We start from the raw sequence: 17,478 nt of genomic DNA, 5'->3' as shown, positions 1-17,478 counted from the left end.
AATAATTGATGCTATTTTGTCATGTTTTTTGGCAGGTTAGCGATCTTTGGGGATTTTTTATTATTGATTCAGAAATGAGGTACTGTCCACCGAGTGATTTTGGTGGACAGGTTATTTACATTACTCTTCAAACACTGAAAACTTCTCAACTACAGGTATTCTGTCTTTCTTTACCGGCTCTTCATCAAAATAGCCAAGATGCAGGAGGCCAACGATTTTTTCGTCTTCATCAATGTTTAAAATTTCTTTCATTTTAGGGTCATAGATATGCGGGTTTGTTTTCCATACAACACCGAGTTTCTTTTCCCATGCCAGCAGCCAAAAGTTTTGGATCATACATGCGGTCGCACCGAAGTTTTCATCATATTGCTTTTTGGTTTCTGGGACTTGCATGATGACAGCGAGAAAGGCATTTGGTTCGTTAAGATATTCTTCACGGTTTTCCTGTCTCTCTTCCGGGTAGGTCGCAGCTACCTGTTTGGCAAAGCTTTGTTTATGTTCAGGGCCAATAAAAATAAAGCGCCATGGCTGCCGAAGTCCATGGTTTGGTGCCCAAATTGCATCTTCTAATAGTTCAAATACAGCTTCTTTTGTTACAGGTTTATCATTATACCCTTTTTTTACAGCACGTCGTTCACGGATAATCTTGGCAATCGAAGTTTGTTCTTTTGTTTCTTCCACCGGAAATCCACTCCTTTGTAATTCCTGTGTGTAATTGATAATTGTTATCAATTAAAGTGTACCCGAAAAGAGAACGGAAATCAATAGCGTTTGCTGTTTTAATCGTTGTGCTGGTTATCATGGTATTTTGTGTAGCAGCAATACAGTCTTTCTGGTTCGAATAGCCGCATTTTATGTATAAGGATTTTGCGCTTGTCAAATGGTATAATACAGAAAAGGCAAAAGGTTAAAGGGAGGCAGGCATAATGGATAAATTTATGGAACGTGCTATTGAATTAGCTGTAGAAAATGTTCGCGAGGGTGGCCAGCCGTTTGGTGCGGTGTTAGTCAAAAACGGTCATCTTGTAGCAGAAGGGGTAAACGAACTACATAAGCGCTTTGATGTGAGTGCCCATGCGGAAATGCTGGCAATAAGACGTGCGCAAAAGAAGATGCATACGACCGTTTTAGAAGGTTATACCATGTATGCAAGCGGTGAACCATGCCCAATGTGCTTAACCGCCATGAGTTTTGCCGGAATCGATCAGGTGTATTACTGTAATTCAGTTGAGGATGCGGTTGAAGTGGGGTTGGGTAAATCGAAGGCAATTTATGAGGACTTGCAAAAGTCAAAAGAAGAACGTGCGCTAAAAATAGTGCAAATGCCGCTGGATGAAGGACAGGAAGATCCGATGAAGATTTGGAAGGAACGATCTTAAACAGCAGGGACTGCACTGGATAATATTCAGAACGTACATTGACTGTAGATAGTGGAACGGTAGGCCTGTCGATTTGACAGGCCTTTTATGATGGATTGCTAATTAAGTTATTGTTTATTGTATAGGACAAATCGTAAAACAGTCTTAGGCAGCCAGAAGTTTTAGTTTTCACTACAGAATACGTTAAATCAATGTTTTTATAATTTATCTCTGAAGAATTATATTTTTCAATAACAAATTGGGTGATAAAGCCATAAGTAGAGTGGTATACTGTTCCATAAGATATTATGGAAAAAGTGGGGAGGTTGCAATATGGAGCTGCCAAGGGAATATATGGATGATTTTCTTGTTCGAATGACTCACCATTCCAGTGCAATAGAAAACAACACAATTAGTTTACCTGAAACCGTGTCGATTATTCTCCATCATACCGTACCGAATAAGGTTTCTTTACGGGAATTATATGAAATTGATAATCACCGATACGCAATGGAGTATTTATTTGATCCCGATACATTACAAAAGGATTTTACAATGGATGTTTTATTGGAAACACACTCTTTATTGATGAACCGTCTACATCATGAAAGAGGAAAGTTTAAAACAGAAGTGAACTATATTAAAGGAACCGATTTCGAAACAACGAAACCAAATGAAACCCCTTTAGCCATGAAACAATGGTTGGATAATATTAATTACCGAGTGAATTTAGCAACCTCAAAGGAAGAAATCGTCCAACTGGTCTGTGAAAGTCATATTTCGTTTGAACGTATCCATCCATTTGCAGATGGGAATGGTCGAACTGGAAGATTAATGAAGAATTATTTATTGCTAAAGAATGATTTAGCTCCTTTAATTATTGAGAAAGAAGAGAAAGAAAGGTATATCTTTTTCTTGTCAACACAAGATGTCGAAGGGTTCAGGGAGTATGCGGAAAAGAAAATAAAAAAAGAAAGGAATAGAATTTATTCATTTAAAGCCAATGAGTCCAAATTGGAAAACGACTTTGAACCTTAATCATAACGACTCTTGTTAAAGGGTCGTTTTTTAGTGCTATGACTGGGATTGGTGCAAGCTATAGGGTGAAAGCCCTGAACCAGTTGACAACAGAGACTCTCATTAGTATGATAAAAACAACAATACATGAAGGAGGTTCTATCCTGCAATGAAGTAAACCCACGTTTATTCCAATTCGTCTTGAGAATGGTGTCAAGGCAAACGTTTCTGTCTGAATGAAACGAATGGGGTACGTGTGTGCTTTTGCAGGATAGCCGACTTTCCGGAAGGTTGCCAGCCTAGGTGTGTTTTGGAGCTCTGGGCTTTGGTATCTGGCTTCTTTTATTAGGCATATCCATATCTCCATCGCATTCATTCACGGGACAGAATCCTGTGTTTTTTAATGAGAAAATGAGTGGGGGTATAGATATGTTTATTTTTAAAGCAAAAAGACTTCGTAAAGAATGGAACGGAAAAACACTATTTGACTATATTGATCTGGAACTGAAAAAAGGGGAACATGTTGCATTATTTGGTCGGAATGGATCTGGTAAAACGACATTATTAAACGGGCTGTTAGGCCGGATAGCCTTCGATGATGGTACAATAACAAGGTTTGTTCCCTTGCAGCAATGGGGAGTGCTTGAGCAGGACCCAAGCGTTAATCCATCCATTACGGTAATGGATTATGTACAATCAGCTGCTGAAACACGCTATCTTTTAAAACAGCAACTGGAAAAAATTCAAGCGCAATTAGATAGTGCCGATACTGCGTTGTTAGATAAATACAATGATATTTATAACCAGTTTTTAGCAGTTGATGGCTACCAGCTTGAGCCCGAGGCTGAAAAATGTTTGCACGATGTAAAACTGGATGAGTTAGCCTGGGAGAATTCCTTTCAGCAGTTAAGCGGTGGGCAAAAGACACGGGTTCAGTTAGCTCGTCTAATGATGCAGAATCCATCCTGTATTTTAATGGATGAACCGACAAATCATTTAGATAAAGAGACCATTGAATGGTTGGAAGAGTGGCTGCAAAATTTTTCCGGCGCAGTGCTATATGTCTCGCATGATCGGTACTTTTTGGACAAAACAGCACATCACATTTATGAGCTGAACCCGGATGAGTGTAAAAAATATGCTGGCGGATATACAGATTATCGCAGACAAAAAGAGCTGGAGCAGCGCACCCAGGCCACGCTTTATCGGAAACAGGAGCAAAAGCGGGATGAACTGCTGCAAACCATCCAGCAGTATCAGCAATGGTTTCAACAGGCTCATAAAGCGGCTGGGCAAAATGATTTTGCACGGTCAAAGGCGAAAAAGAATGTGTCCCGATTTAAGGCTAAGGAAAAAGAATTGGAGCGGCTAGAAGCAAATCGAGTGGAGAAACCGCAATCCGACAAACAGTTACAAATGAACTTGGAAGGAAGCGGATTTTCCGCGAGACGGCTTTTGCATATGGAAAATATCACCTTTTCCTATCGTGACGAAGATGTGCTCTTTTCAGATTTTACGTCATCTGTTAACAGAGGAGATCGCCTTGCAGTTGTAGGTCCGAATGGTTCCGGTAAGTCGACACTGCTTAAACTGGCTATCGGCAAACTCCAGCCTTCATCAGGAATGGTTACATTCAACCCACAAACGAAAATTGGTTATTTTGCGCAAGAGCTTGATAATTTGGATGGGGAGAAAACCATTCTTGATAGTATGCTGGAATTGCCGAATATGACCCAATCCGAGGCACGAACCATTCTTGGCTGTTTTTTATTTTCAAGAGAAACGGTCTTTAAAAAAATCAACCATCTTAGCATGGGGGAAAAATGCCGTGTCGCGTTTCTTCATTTGTATTTTAGTAACGCGAATCTGCTTATCCTGGATGAACCGACGAATTTTCTGGATGTGGATACGAAGGAAATTATTGAAGACGTTCTTGTTACCTATCCGGGTGCGATCATGCTTGTTTCGCATGACCGATATTTAGTCAAAAAGGTGGCAAACCGCTTTATTGAACTGGGCGGTCGCGAAATTGTTGATTACCATGGTGATTATGATGCGTTTTTAGCGCATAAAGTGATGAGGAAGCAAGATGTTCACAAGAAAAATGAAATCCAGGAACTGGAATTAAAACTAACGCAGTTAATGACAATGAGTGCTGTGGATGAAGAGGAGCAGAGGCGGGCAATGGAAGAGATAAGGCGAATAAGAGGAAAGCTTGATGAATTGAAACAGTAGATTTGGCCGAAATCACCGTAAAAGGAGGCGGGTGTTGTTAAGGTGCAAACCCGCCGATAAAACATAGGAATTCGCCGATTAAATGAAAAAAAGCGCTGATAAAACAACAAAACCCGCCGATAGAAGAGAAAAAAGCGCCGATTAAACTATAAAACCCGCCGATAGAAACGAAAGCCGCTAACAACAGACACAAAATTTGCAGATCAGACTCAAATTCAACTACAAAAGTTCTATGAAACGTGGCGAATGTCACAGCGTCATATATCTCGGTTAGGTATACTAAAATTACAAAGGGAGATTTTGTTAGTTGGAGGTAAGTAGCCTGTGACATTCTATAAGTTTCTTGTCTTTATTCATGTTTTTTCCGCAATAATAGGAATGGGACCTGGATTTGTAATGATTTATGTTGTAACGAAAGCAACGACGATGACAGAATTACGTCACGCTTATGCGATACGAAATCGATTGCATATTTTTGTGATGGTAGGGGGAACGTTATTGCTAATAACCGGGTTATGGATGGGAGCACTGAATCCGTATTTATTCCATGCTGGGTGGTATGTAACAAGTCTGATTCTTTTCCTGATAGCACTCGGTTTTGGACCAATTGTTTTGTCGCCGAGGTCAAAGCCGATCAAAGCATTATTAAAAAGTTATGCAGGCGATGATATTCCGGATAGGTACTACACCTTAGCAAAAAAGCTATTCTTTTATGAACGGATCGAAAATCTGATCTTCTTAATAGTCATCGCGTTAATGATAACAAAACCGTTTTAATAAGTTAAACGGGCTTCATCATATGACGAAGCCCGTTTTGTTATGCTGTTTTTTCGATATCCTTTTTCAATAAACCGGCTAGCAAAGCTGTTACAATCGCGCCAATAATAATTGCCAGTAAATAAAGCAGTATTTTGCCAATGCCACCTTCTACCAATCCAATGACAAAGATCCCGCCGTGTGGTGCACGCAATCCAATATCAAATAACATCGATAGTCCACCTGTAACAGCAGCTCCCACCATGGCGGATGGAATTACCCGGGCTGGATCGGCTGCGGCAAATGGAATAACACCCTCTGTGATAAAACACGCACCAAGTGCATATGCTGTTTTTCCTGCCTCACGTTCTTGTTTGGTAAAGCGGCGCTTAAATAATGTTGTTGCCAGTGCCATACCGAGTGGTGGTACCATACCTGCTGCCATTACTGTTGCAATAAAGGTATAGTTCTGTGCATCCAGCATGGCAATCCCGAATGTGTAGGCAGCCTTATTGACCGGTCCCCCCAAATCAAGTGCCATCATTGCACCTAAAATAATTCCGACCAGTACTTGGTTTGTTCCACTCATACTTTCCAAAAATGATGTTAGACCTGTATAAATGGTCGTTAACGGTGGATTGATCAGCATCATGATTAATCCAGTAATAGCAATACTAAATAAAGGGTAAAACAAAACCGGTTTTAAGCCTTCCAATGAATCGGGTAATTTCTCGAACGCCTTTTTAATAAGCACTGTAACATAACCAGCAAGGAAACCAGCAATCAGTCCGCCTAGAAAACCGGATCCACCTGCAGCACCCTCTACACCAGTGACCGTGACTGCAATTAATCCGCCAATCATACCCGGTGCAAAACCTGGGCGATCAGCGATACTGGAAGCGATAAAGCCGGCAAGCACTGGCACCATCAGGAAGAATGCCTTCCCGCTGCCGATAGTGTTAAGCATATAAGCAAACGCATTATACTCAGGACTGTCCGGGTCGCTTGAGTTAATTCCCCAGAAAAAAGATATGGCAATTAATATCCCGCCACCAACAACAAATGGCAGCATGTTGGAAACACCATTCATTAAATGCTTATAAAAGCCGCTTCGCTGTTGTTTATCATCGGATTTCTTTTTTGATCCTTCTCCTTTATAAATAGGAGCATCCTGATTTACAGCTCGATTCAATAAGTCCTTCGCTTCATGGATCGCTTTACCGACGCCTGTTTCAATCACAGGCTTTCCGCTGAATCGATCCATTTCTACCTTAGTATCAGCAGCGACAATGATCGCATCTGCCTCAGCAATTTCCTCATCTGTCAAGCGGTTTTTTACACCGCTTGATCCGTTTGTCTCCACTTTAATGGTAATTCCCATTTCCTTTGCGGTTTCCGCCAGTTTTTCCGCGGCCATATAGGTATGGGCAATGCCGGTTGGACAAGCCGTTACCGCTAAAACCTTACTAGTAGTTTGGTCGGTTTCCTCCTCTGGGCCATCCAATTCCATTTCTTTGGTATTTACCGCTTCCAAAATTTGCGCTTCAGTAGTTGCCTGGTACATTTTTTCTTGAAACTTCGGATCCATTAAAAATGTTGACAATCGCGATAATGCTTCCAAATGGGCATTATTTGCACCTTCACTTGCAGCAATCATAAAGAATAGATGGGCTGGCTGGCCATCCAGCGAATCATAGTCAATACCAGCTTGCGAACGGCCGAATGCGATTGCTGGAGTTTTTACCGCTTCCGACTTGGCATGGGGAATGGCAATCCCTTCGCCAACACCGGTCGTGCTTTGCTCCTCACGTTCAAAGATATTGTTAATAAATGCTGCTTTATCGTTTAATCTGCCAGCATTGTTCAGCTGGTCGGCCAATTCACTTAACACATCCGTTTTGGAGGTTGCTTGTAAATCCAATTTAATGGTATCTTCTTTTAACAAATCCGTGATTTTCATGTTGATCACATCCTATTCTTGGAATGGAATAATTTGCACGCTTGTGAAAAGTTTCATTACGTCTTCTTTTTTACATAAATCTGTTTGAAATGCTGTTGCACTGCCGCTTGCAACACCATATCGGAATGCTTGAACTGGATCCCCATTGTTTATATATGAAGCGATAAAACCGGAAACCAGTGAGTCACCAGAACCTACCGTGTTAACAACAGTACCTTGCGGGGCTTTTGCAACGAAGGCATGATCTTTTGTAGCCAGAATAGCCCCTTCACCACCCATCGAGACAATCACATGTTTAACACCTTCTTCCACAAGTTGGTTTGCAAGCTGGACTGCCTCAGCAATAGTTGTGACCTCTGTATCAAATAATTCACCAAGTTCTTGTTGATTAGGCTTGATTAAAAATGGTTTTGCGGGTATTAAATTTTTGAGTGCAGGTCCAGATGTATCAAGGACAAAATGGACATTTTTTTGTTTACATACGTTCGCTATTTCCAAATAAAAGGAACGGTTGATAGAACTTGGCAAACTACCCGCTAAAATAAACCAGTCTCCTTCAGCAAATGTCTTCATTTTTACTAGCAAAGCTTCTTGTTGTTCCGGAGTAATCACCGGCCCTGGACCGTTTAATTCTGACTCCTCGTTTGCTTTAATTTTGACATTAATACGTGTGATTTCTGGAGTATGAATAAAATCAGTTCGAATTCCTTCCTGTTCTAAAAAGTCGGTAATATATTTGCCGGTAAAACCACCGGCAAACCCTAGGGCGATACTGCTTTCGCCAAGTCCTTTCAGGACCCGTGAAACGTTAATCCCCTTGCCGCCCGGGTAATAATACACTTCCTTGCTGCGATTTAATTCGCCAGCATGAAATTCCGGCAGATAAACGGTGTAATCAATTGATGGTGTTATCGTGCATGTATAGATCATGTTGTGACCACCTCTGTTTCTTGTGATATTGCCGCCAAAATCTGTTGGTCAAGTTTATTTGTGATCAACTGAGCAACATTTAAATCAAAGATTTTGGCAAAACTTACTTTATTGAGTTTTGTGTAGTCAGCTAGCACATAAATTTCCTTGGCTAGGGAACCTGCACTTTGTTTTATATGTGCTTCCTCGGGATCAGGTGTAGTATACCCATATGTTGAATGGAAACCATTTACACCGAGAAAGCATTTGTCAAACCGATAATTTTGCAGTGATTGTACTGCCTGCTGGCCGATCAGTGCACTGGTTTTTGCCTTGATTAATCCACCGGTTAAATAGGTTGTAATCCCATGTTCAACTAGTGAATCCAAGTGAGTTAGCCCATTGGTTACGATAACAGCGTCTTTGTTTTGCAGAAAAGGGATAACTTGTAATGTTGTTGTTCCAGCATCAAGAAAAATACAATCTCCTTCTTGAACGAGCGAAGCGGCATATTTGGCAATCGCTATTTTCTCCTGAAGGTTTTTGGCTGATTTTTCGGAAATGCTGAATTCCTGCAGTTTACGTTCTGTCAGTGTTGCCCCACCATGAATACGCTCCAATTCATGGCGTTTTTCAAGTTCTGTCAGATCGCGTCTGATGGTTGACTCGGAAGCAGACGTAGCACTAATTATGTCTTGAAGTGTTATCGTTTGTTTTTCACGCAGTAATTGTAGAATGATATCATGTCGTTCTGTCGTGAGCATTTCTACAGCACCCTTTTCCTTTAATACCTTTAGTATAAGGGAAGCGATTACACAAATCAACCAAAAACAATCAAATTAATTCATAAACAGTCTTTTTTGGAAGAAGAAGTTTCATAGAATGGAGTTTCGGTTAAAACGTATTGCAATAGAAGGTATAGCATGCTATTGTATATAACAATATATTTTAGAAAGGAGCAGATTTGAAATGGCAAGAATTACATTAGAACAGATTTTCATCCATCCAATCACCCAAAAATATTTGGGGCGTTCGGGTGTTGCTCATGCTGTCGCGGTGGCGGAGCATGCCTATAGCTTTGCCCAAAGATATCATGTTGATCCGGATCTCGCGACAAAAGCGGCACTGCTTCATGACGTGGGGCACTATACTTGGTATCGCGACGGTGAATGGGATTATGAATTATACCGTGAGAATGATATTCATGCGATCAAAGGGGCTAGCCGTGCGCATAAATTGTTAATTCGAATTGGTGAGGATCGGCATGCTGCAAAGGAAATTGCGGTAGCGATACTGCTTCATACCGATTCCTATTTGCCAGAAGGGAATTTGAAATTAAAACCATTACAGTACGTTGTAGCACTGGCAGATGAGGCGGATGAGGAATTAGGAGGCAAGCACCATTACCGGGAAATTGATGATACAGAAGCTTTGGAGCGGATTCGCATGTTAGATTTGCGGATTGGTAATAGAAGTGGGGAGCAGAATAATCAAATCATATAAAGTTGATCGAAAGAAGGGCAAAATCGATCCAGGTACCGGCAATCGATCGAGCGACACCGAAATTCGTTCGAGCCACGGATAAAGTCGGTCGAGCGACACCAAATAGGATCGTATTACACCCAGATAACACGGATGGCATACAAATGGTAATCTTTATTTTCAAAGTTAACTCCTCGTCCTATCCATTTGCAATTGAATTAAAATTAACAAGAAAAATCCTGCACCATAATGGGATACAGGATTTATATATGCTTCTTGATTTACACGGCACCTAAATATTCCTCAAGCGTGAGCTGTTTTTCATAGATAACCGTTGCGGCATTTTTCCCTACATATCGTAAATGCCACGGCTCATATTGGTACTCCGTTATATCCTCTTTTCCTTTTGGATAACGAATAATAAACCCGAATTTATGCGCGTTTTCTTTGACCCATTTACCTTCGTCCGTTTCGCCAAATTCAATGTTCAGCTGATAGTCTATATCAGGACTTGTAATATCCATTACTAACCCGGATTGATGCTCGCTTTCCCCAGGTCGTGCACTATATTTATTTGCCGCTTCCTTGCCGTCCTTCTCTGCATAAGCATCAAACAAGGTTTGCTGCCTGTCATAGGGGCGATAGCCGGATTGTGCAAATAAATCCAGTCCTTCCTTATCTCCGGCGGCAAACATTTTTTCAAGTGCATCAGCTGCTTCCTTTCGCATATATTTCTTTGGTATATCCTCTGTAAACGGAAAACGGACTTTTGGAATTACCAGGTCGTCCGGCTCAAAATCGGCTGGTAAGGCATGGCGTTTATTAACTAAGACTAGCATATCTTTCGGATTGGTGACTGTAATCGATTCTGTTTTACTTGCTGTCACATCCTCCTGTGAAAAACCTTTACCAGGGTCTATTTTAAAGTCCCCATCCAATGCTTTCTTTAGCCACGTTTTCGTATCTTGATCGTAAATACCGGTTGCTGCGAGCTTAACCTGTTGCGATTGAAAATCCTTGATCGCCAATTTTGTATCAGAATCAAATGTGCTGTTATTCGAGACCGTGTAGCCAAGTTTAGTAAGTATGTTTTTCAATTGCTTTACATCATCACTCTTGGAACCTTCTTTAAGTTCGGGATCTGGCAGTACTAGTTTTGTATTATCCGTTTCTCCGCTTTCATTATTTTTCTTTCCGCTCTGATCTGATTGCTGATTCGTACATGCTGTCAGAATGAAAATACCCATGATCATCGTGATGATGACGGGCAGCGACTTTTTAACCATCTTAATTAAATCTCCCTTTTTCATGTTGAATTTGCCATTTACTATTATAGCACGAGGATGGGGCACAACGTTATGAGAAATTTTTTCATATGGATAAAGTTCAATCTATGGGTAAGGTATGAGGATAGGGGAGGCAGTATTAAATTATAGATATATTCATAAACATGCGGGTTCCAGGTTTTTGCAGTAAACTGTATTACAGCCCGTTAATGCGGAATAAACCAAAACACACAGAAGTTCATTTTGACATTCTGTGTGTTTTATATGTTATAAGAGGCAAATCCTCAGCTGTTTCCCTTGCCCCGTTCCTCAAACAACCTGCAAATCTCCACAATCACATTTGTTGCTTTTTCCATATTATCAACAGAGATATATTCAAATTTACCGTGGAAGTTTTCGCCGCCAGTGAAAATGTTAGGGGTTGGCAGTCCCATGTATGAGAGCTGGGATCCATCCGTGCCACCGCGAATCGGCTGAACGATTGGCTTGATATTCAAATTTTCCATTGCTTGATAGGCGATATTAACAATTTCTTTTACCGGTTTAATTTTCTCACCCATATTATAGTATTGATCCTTCATGGTTAATTCGACACGGCTTTTACCATACTTTTCTTTCATTGCTTGGACATTCGCTTCTACCGTTTCTTTTCGTTTGGCAAAGTTTTCTTTGTCAAAATCACGAATAATATAGTAAACCTGGGTGCTTTCCACATCTCCCTTTACGGAAATTAAATGGTAAAATCCTTGATATTTTTCTGTTTGCTCCGGTGTTTCATCCGCTGGGAATTTATTAATAAATTCAGCTGCCATTCGTCCTGCATTAACCATTTTATTTTTTGCTGTACCTGGGTGAACACTGTTTCCTTTAAAGGTAATTTTTGCAGCGGCCGCGTTAAAGCTTTCGTATTGCAGTTCACCAAGCGGGCCACCATCCATTGTATAGGCGAATGTTGCATTGAATCGATCGACATCAAATTTATGTGGACCTCGACCAATTTCCTCGTCAGGTGTAAATGCGACACGGATTTTTCCATGCTTTATTTCCGGATGTTCAATTAGATACGCCATTGCCGTCATAATTTCAGTGATACCGGCTTTATCATCAGCTCCGAGCAATGTTGTTCCATCAGTTGTAATTAATGTATGACCTTTGTAGCTTAGCAATTCCGGAAAATCCTTGGCTGACAAAACAACATCTTTGTTAAGCGCAATGTCATTTCCATCAAAATTCTCAACGATTTGTGGATTAACATTTTTCCCGGTAAAGTCTGTTGCGGTATCCACATGGGCAAGAAACCCAATCGTTGGAATTTCCTTTTCCGAATTGGCGGGTAGTGTTGCCATTACATATCCGTTGTCGTCGATTGTGACATCGGTCATGCCGATTTGCCGTAATTCATCGACAAGCATGTTCAAAAGATCCCATTGTCCTTGGGTTGATGGTGTTGTTTCACTGTCTTCATTTGACTGTGTATCCACTTTGGCATATGTAGTGAACCGTTTGATAAGTTCGTCTTTCATACGAATCCATCTCCTTTTTCTGATAAGGATGTTCAAAAAGCCACCAAATGATAATCCCTTACTAGTTTCTTCGCTTTTTGGCAAATATTACTTTTTTTCTGTGCCGATACATACTTTTGGTAAGTTCTCCATTGTGCTCACACTACGGTGCCTCGACTTAATTACTGCTAATTTGGTGTTTTTTGAACACTTTATATTTACATAAGCATATCACAAGGCGAATTATTTTTCGTAATGAAAAGGTATCAGTAGCGTATTTGTCGAATTATTGTAGAAGGAATATTCAATGAAGGTGAAAACATGATCAGACAAGTTACTGAAAACGACACAGAGGCATTATTACAGTTGCTCAAACAAGTGGATAATGAAAGTGCTTATATGCTCCATGATGCGAATGAAAGAAAAACGACTTTAGAATCGATAAAGAAAATGATAGCAGCATTTACAGCTGAACCGAACTCGGTCATTTTCGTTGCGGAGGAAGCAGGAACATTGGTCGGCTATTTTTTAGCAGTTGGGGGAAAAGTGAATCGGACAAGACATAGTGCCTATATAGTTATCGGTATTTTGCCGGCTTTTCGTGGGAAAGGAATTGGAACAGCATTCTTTCGAGCGGCAGAGCAATGGGCACGGAAGCAGAGGGTGCACCGTTTGGAGCTAACAGTTGTTGCGAAAAACGAAGCGGCAATTGGCTTATATAAAAAAGCAGGGTTTGAGATGGAGGGTGTAAAAAAACATTCTCTGTTCATTGACGGAGCCTTTGTGGATGAATATTGCATGGCGAAATTGTTATGATGGAAATAAGAAATGGAGGGATTTGGATGTCTGTTTTAGTATCGTCAGAATGGTTAGCTAGACGCTTGAAGGATCAGCCGGAAAACACAGCAATCATCGATGTCCGGTTTTCCTTAGCCGATCCGGAAGCAGGGAGAATGGCATATGAAAAATCGCATATCCCCGGTGCGGTCTATTTGGATTTGAACAAAGATTTGTCAGGCCCTGTTCAAACGCATGGTGGAAACCATCCATTACCAGATATCAATGACTTCGCCGAAAAAATGGGTGAGATCGGTATTGACAACGAAACGACAGTTGTCATTTACGATCAGGATAATGATATGTTCTCTGCAAGGTTATGGTGGTTGCTGCACTATGCTGGCCATGGGCATGTCTACATTTTAGATGGAGGTTTAGCAAGTTGGATGCGACAAGGCCATGTAACGACTAATAAAATCCCGGTTCCAGAGGTGAAGCAATTTAAGCCATCGGTACGCGCCAATAAAGTTGTTCACATCGATGGCGTAAAAGAGAGGTTGAAAAACGGATCAGCTGTATTACTGGATTCGCGTGCAAGAGATCGGTACTTGGGTAAAACAGAACCATTATATGCAAAAGCTGGGCACATTCCAGGAGCTAAAAACTATTTTTGGAAAGATGTTCTTGATGAAAATGGGTTGTGGAAAAATGAGAAGGAACTAGCTTCTCATTTTAAGGCACTATCCAAAGACGATGAGATCATTGTCTCTTGCGGATCGGGTGTGTCAGCCTGTCCAAACGTACTGGCATTAAAAATGGCAGGCTATGAAAATGTGAAGCTATATCCGGGAAGTTTCAGTGACTGGATCTCCTATGAGGAAAACGAAGTGGAGACGGATGCTGAGTAATATAAAGAATGGGGAAGTTAGCAAATGAAGACACGCTGTGAATGGGCAACCTCAGAGCAAATTTACATTGATTATCATGATGACGAATGGGGAAAACCAACCCATGATGATCAGAAATTGTTTGAAATGCTTTGTTTGGAAGGGGCACAGGCAGGTTTAAGCTGGATTACGATATTAAAAAGACGGGAAAATTATCGTGCCGCGTTTGATAATTTTGACCCGGAGCTGATAAGTGCTTATGATGAACATAAAATAAATGAGCTCCTGCAAGATGAAGGAATTATCCGGAATAAACGAAAGATCCATTCGGCTATTACGAATGCACAAGCTTTTTTGAATGTGCAAAGGGAGTTCAGCTCATTTGACTCCTATATCTGGCAGTTTGTTGACGGGAAACCTATATTAAATGACTGGGCAACACATACTGAGGTTCCCGCTTCGACTAAGCAATCAGAGCTAATGAGCAAGGATTTAAAAAAGCGCGGGTTTACATTTGTTGGACCAACCATTTGTTATGCGTTTATGCAGGCAACTGGCATGGTGAATGATCATACGCAGGATTGCTTTTTGTATCACGGGAATAACAAATAATAAAAACAGCTGCTTCACTTGAAGTAGCTGTTTTCCAAAGGTCATAGTTTAAACACCTTCAATTCCTCATTAAGCTGCTCTGCAAGTTTTGCCAGTTCATCTGCACTATTGGAAACCTCTTCCATTGAGCTTGAGGTTTGCTGTGCGGATGCTGCCGCTTGTTCGACGCCAGCCGCTGACTCTTCGGAAACAGAAGCAATTTCCTCGATTAAGTTATTCATATCATTACTGTTATCAGCTATATCCATTAAGTTAGAGGATATCTCTGAGATTTTTTCAACCATATCTAAGACGGCATTATTTATCGATTGAAAGTTTTTGCCTGTAGTCTGAATTTGTTTCGTACCTTCTTTAACCTCATTGTATCCGGAATTCAGGGACTCGACTACCTGATCCGTTTCATTTTGTATATTCGTTACAATCTTTGTGATTTCCTTTACAGATGCAGTGACCTGTTCCGCGAGTTTCTTAACTTCATCTGCTACAACGGCAAAACCCTTTCCATGTTCACCAGCACGTGCAGCCTCAATTGCAGCGTTTAGTGCCAATAAATTGGTTTGATCTGCAATATCCTTAATCACAAGAACCAATTTGGAAACCTGATCCGACTGTTTATCCAATCCTTGAACTTTATCAACTGCTTCTGTGACGATTGCATCGATCTGCTTCATCTGTGTCACGGACCTTTGCATCAGGTTTGTACCTTCATAGGTCAGCCCCAGTACATCATCAGATTTTTTAGCGATTTCCTTACCATTTTGTTCCGAGTGCTGCACTTTTTGGACAAAATCATTCATGTTCTCTGATAAATCAGAAGCACTGTTGGCCTGCGTTTCCGCGCCTGCTGAAATTTCCTCCATCGTTGTTGCGATTTGTTCATTTCCTTCTTTTACTTCGTTTGCCGATTGCGTTAGTTCTTTACTTCTGGAGGATACAGATTCAGAAGCCTCGGCAACTTTAAATAAAATAGTACGAATGTTTTCTTTCATTTGGTTAACAGCAGCGGATAGCTGCCCAACCTCATCCTTCCCTTGATAATGGACGGATTCAGTCAGTAAATTTCCATTTGCTACCTCGGTGGTAACGGTAACAACCTTCTGCAAATTAGCGGTGATTCTTCTACTGATGACAAACATCAATAAAACGCCAATCCCAATCGCAACAATGATTGCAATCGCCAGTGAGATGATACTGTAGTTTATGCCGGCCTTTGCATTTTCTACAGCTTGTTTTTGGGTATGATCAACAATTTCCATTAGCTCACCCATGCGTTCTGTATTTTTCATCCGTAGTGTGCTCGATTGGTCTCTCAGTGATTGGGACATATAAGCCTGTTCCGTGTGTACAGCCGCTGCAATATCGTTTAAAAACATATCGTTTACTTTTTCATCCGCTTTTTTAACCTCAGCAAATATTTTCTTTTGCTTGGCAGTATCCATTTTCGGCTCTATTTTTTCTTCCAAAGCATTGAATTGTTTTTGGTATTCAACAAATTCAGCAATATACATTTCATTGCCAGTAACGATAAAATCGGCAATTTGCACATCCTTGGTCTGGATTAATTCGGCCATTTTTGCTATATCATTGGCCCGATCGCTTCTTTGATCAATTGCATCAATATCCTGTTGGCTCTTATACAGTTGAAAATAGACAACCGCGCCAGCAACAATAAATAAAACTACTGTGATCATAAATACAGTTAGGTATTTTTGACCAATCTTTATATTGTGCCACCGCCGATTTTTCATCGTTTGCTTCTTTGTTTTTGGCTTAGCCGATTTTCCTTTCTTCATTTATATCCCCCATTTAATTGAAACGCGTTTTTCTATTATATCGGCATCATTCGTCTAAGTATTAAGTACTATTCTTGTTTTGGGAAAAAGAATTTTCTAACACTTGAAATCAAGGTTGTCTTTCTTGTAAAATAGCAAATTGTGTATGTTGAACGGAGGAAAGAGAAGGGGGTGTAACGATGGTTTATTCAGCCTTTTTGCAACAAGAAAAAGGTAAAGCGGAACTAAAAGAAGAATTGGACGCCTTGGAAATACAATTGGCGAGAATGCAAAATAATATTAAACAAATCGCTAAAAAATCAGCAGTGATTAGTATTGATCGGGCTGGAGATGAGCAATTGGTAGTAGTTTATGCGGATAAAAAGGAAGACACTCTCCAACTAATGCTGCATGATTGCGAGTCACCGTATCGTGGTAAATGGCATTCTGCAATTCAAGCGGAATTTAAAGGGGAGGATACCCTGTTTATTGCGGATATAAAAGGGGAGAAAAATAAAGGATACGGATCTGTTCTTATGAAACATCTGAAAGAAGTTGCCCGTGATGAAAATGTTCAATATATAACTGGTGACATTGTGGAACGTGATTTTGATCATGTTAACCGGCTAAAACATTTTTACGGCAAGCATGATTTTGATGTGAAAATTGACCATGATGAACAATGTGGTGTGATTGTTTGGAATGATGGGTGAAGGAGTGGCAGGCTGTGAACGAGGCCACTCCTTTTTAATATTTCATCAGTTTTGCATAGGATAGGGAGCCCTGATTCAATATGGTCAAAAATGTTTTATGACAAAATTAGCGGGTTTTATCTTCCTTTGGCGAGAAGACCCCTTCCTCAAGGAATGTATAGGGTAAAACCAAATGAGTAGGTAGGGGATGAATCGCCTCTCCAAGGGAGACT

At 40.6% G+C, this 17,478-nt stretch carries 17 protein-coding genes; 9 read left to right on the top strand and 8 right to left on the bottom strand.

The features are described 5' to 3' along the window. Window positions 1–120: 120 nt before the first annotated feature. Complete coding sequence (locus tag IEX12_RS13080) at window positions 121–681, bottom strand: nitroreductase family protein (RefSeq protein WP_188725310.1); 561 nt, start codon at window positions 679–681, stop codon at window positions 121–123. Between the two features lie 245 nt (window positions 682–926). On the opposite strand from IEX12_RS13080, the gene IEX12_RS13075 reads away from it, so the two are divergent. From IEX12_RS13075 to IEX12_RS13060, 4 genes are all read left to right on the top strand, one after another. Continuing rightward, the gene (locus tag IEX12_RS13075; protein ID WP_188725309.1) at window positions 927–1,379 is read left to right on the top strand and encodes a nucleoside deaminase; all 453 of its coding nucleotides are present in this window, start codon (window positions 927–929) and stop codon (window positions 1,377–1,379) included. A 312-nt stretch (window positions 1,380–1,691) separates the two neighbouring features. After that, window positions 1,692–2,396, top strand: a complete 705-nt coding sequence (locus IEX12_RS13070; protein ID WP_188725308.1) for a Fic family protein — start codon at window positions 1,692–1,694, stop codon at window positions 2,394–2,396. Window positions 2,397–2,804: 408 nt separating this feature from the next. Beyond that, window positions 2,805–4,610 (top strand): ribosomal protection-like ABC-F family protein, encoded by a 1,806-nt coding sequence (abc-f, locus tag IEX12_RS13065; RefSeq protein ID WP_188725307.1) that lies wholly within the window; start codon window positions 2,805–2,807, stop codon window positions 4,608–4,610. Window positions 4,611–4,934: 324 nt separating this feature from the next. Continuing rightward, window positions 4,935–5,387 (top strand): DUF2269 family protein, encoded by a 453-nt coding sequence (locus IEX12_RS13060; RefSeq protein ID WP_188725306.1) that lies wholly within the window; start codon window positions 4,935–4,937, stop codon window positions 5,385–5,387. A gap of 40 nt (window positions 5,388–5,427) precedes the next feature. Here the strand turns inward: IEX12_RS13060 and IEX12_RS13055 are convergent, their stop codons facing one another. From IEX12_RS13055 to IEX12_RS13045, 3 genes are read right to left on the bottom strand one after another with little or no spacing between them, the layout of a single operon-like run. Next, window positions 5,428–7,326 (bottom strand): PTS fructose transporter subunit IIABC, encoded by a 1,899-nt coding sequence (locus IEX12_RS13055; RefSeq protein ID WP_188725305.1) that lies wholly within the window; start codon window positions 7,324–7,326, stop codon window positions 5,428–5,430. Window positions 7,327–7,338: 12 nt separating this feature from the next. Then, a complete protein-coding gene (gene pfkB / locus IEX12_RS13050) occupies window positions 7,339–8,256 on the bottom strand; it encodes a 1-phosphofructokinase (protein ID WP_102415969.1) in 918 nt (305 codons plus the stop codon). After that, window positions 8,253–8,999, bottom strand: coding sequence for a DeoR/GlpR family DNA-binding transcription regulator (locus tag IEX12_RS13045; protein WP_088051162.1), 747 nt, complete (start codon window positions 8,997–8,999; stop codon window positions 8,253–8,255). Before IEX12_RS13045 ends, pfkB begins: the two co-directional genes overlap by 4 nt. Window positions 9,000–9,204: 205 nt before the next feature. Between IEX12_RS13045 and IEX12_RS13040 the strand changes: the two genes are divergently transcribed. Next, window positions 9,205–9,738 (top strand): HD domain-containing protein, encoded by a 534-nt coding sequence (locus IEX12_RS13040; protein WP_102415968.1) that lies wholly within the window; start codon window positions 9,205–9,207, stop codon window positions 9,736–9,738. Here IEX12_RS13040 and IEX12_RS13035 read toward each other — a convergent pair. The 3 genes from IEX12_RS13035 to pepT all read right to left on the bottom strand — a co-directional run bounded on the left by IEX12_RS13035 (window position 9,731) and on the right by pepT (window position 12,526). Beyond that, window positions 9,731–9,901: a hypothetical protein gene (locus IEX12_RS13035; RefSeq protein WP_155554286.1), complete on the bottom strand. Its 171-nt coding sequence runs from the start codon at window positions 9,899–9,901 to the stop codon at window positions 9,731–9,733. The genes IEX12_RS13040 and IEX12_RS13035 overlap by 8 nt on opposite strands. A 97-nt stretch (window positions 9,902–9,998) precedes the next feature. After that, window positions 9,999–11,003 carry a D-alanyl-D-alanine carboxypeptidase family protein gene (locus IEX12_RS13030; protein ID WP_188725304.1) on the bottom strand — a complete coding sequence of 335 codons (1,005 nt, stop codon included), beginning with the start codon at window positions 11,001–11,003 and terminating at the stop codon, window positions 9,999–10,001. Between the two features lie 284 nt (window positions 11,004–11,287). Next, a complete protein-coding gene (gene pepT / locus IEX12_RS13025) occupies window positions 11,288–12,526 on the bottom strand; it encodes a peptidase T (protein WP_102415967.1) in 1,239 nt (412 codons plus the stop codon). A 300-nt stretch (window positions 12,527–12,826) separates the two neighbouring features. On the opposite strand from pepT, the gene IEX12_RS13020 reads away from it, so the two are divergent. From IEX12_RS13020 to IEX12_RS13010, 3 genes are read left to right on the top strand one after another with little or no spacing between them, the layout of a single operon-like run. Beyond that, on the top strand, window positions 12,827–13,321 hold the full coding sequence (locus IEX12_RS13020) for a GNAT family N-acetyltransferase (protein ID WP_102415966.1): 495 nt from the start codon (window positions 12,827–12,829) through the stop codon (window positions 13,319–13,321). A 26-nt stretch (window positions 13,322–13,347) separates the two neighbouring features. Then, the gene (locus IEX12_RS13015; RefSeq protein ID WP_102415965.1) at window positions 13,348–14,190 is read left to right on the top strand and encodes a sulfurtransferase; all 843 of its coding nucleotides are present in this window, start codon (window positions 13,348–13,350) and stop codon (window positions 14,188–14,190) included. A gap of 24 nt (window positions 14,191–14,214) precedes the next feature. Then, window positions 14,215–14,781 carry a DNA-3-methyladenine glycosylase I gene (locus tag IEX12_RS13010; protein ID WP_102415964.1) on the top strand — a complete coding sequence of 189 codons (567 nt, stop codon included), beginning with the start codon at window positions 14,215–14,217 and terminating at the stop codon, window positions 14,779–14,781. Window positions 14,782–14,822: 41 nt separating this feature from the next. On the opposite strand, the gene IEX12_RS13005 is transcribed toward IEX12_RS13010, so the two are convergent. Then, the gene (locus IEX12_RS13005) at window positions 14,823–16,574 is read right to left on the bottom strand and encodes a methyl-accepting chemotaxis protein (RefSeq protein ID WP_088051154.1); all 1,752 of its coding nucleotides are present in this window, start codon (window positions 16,572–16,574) and stop codon (window positions 14,823–14,825) included. A 179-nt stretch (window positions 16,575–16,753) separates the two neighbouring features. On the opposite strand from IEX12_RS13005, the gene IEX12_RS13000 reads away from it, so the two are divergent. After that, a complete protein-coding gene (locus IEX12_RS13000) occupies window positions 16,754–17,266 on the top strand; it encodes a hypothetical protein (RefSeq protein WP_155554288.1) in 513 nt (170 codons plus the stop codon). The last annotated feature ends 212 nt before the right edge of the window (window positions 17,267–17,478 follow it).

Source organism: Lentibacillus populi (assembly GCA_014642895.1).
Taxonomy (GTDB): domain Bacteria; phylum Bacillota; class Bacilli; order Bacillales; family Amphibacillaceae; genus Lentibacillus_C; species Lentibacillus_C populi.
Note: the sequence above shows the minus strand (reverse complement) of the source record. Positions and strands in the feature narration are given on the sequence as shown.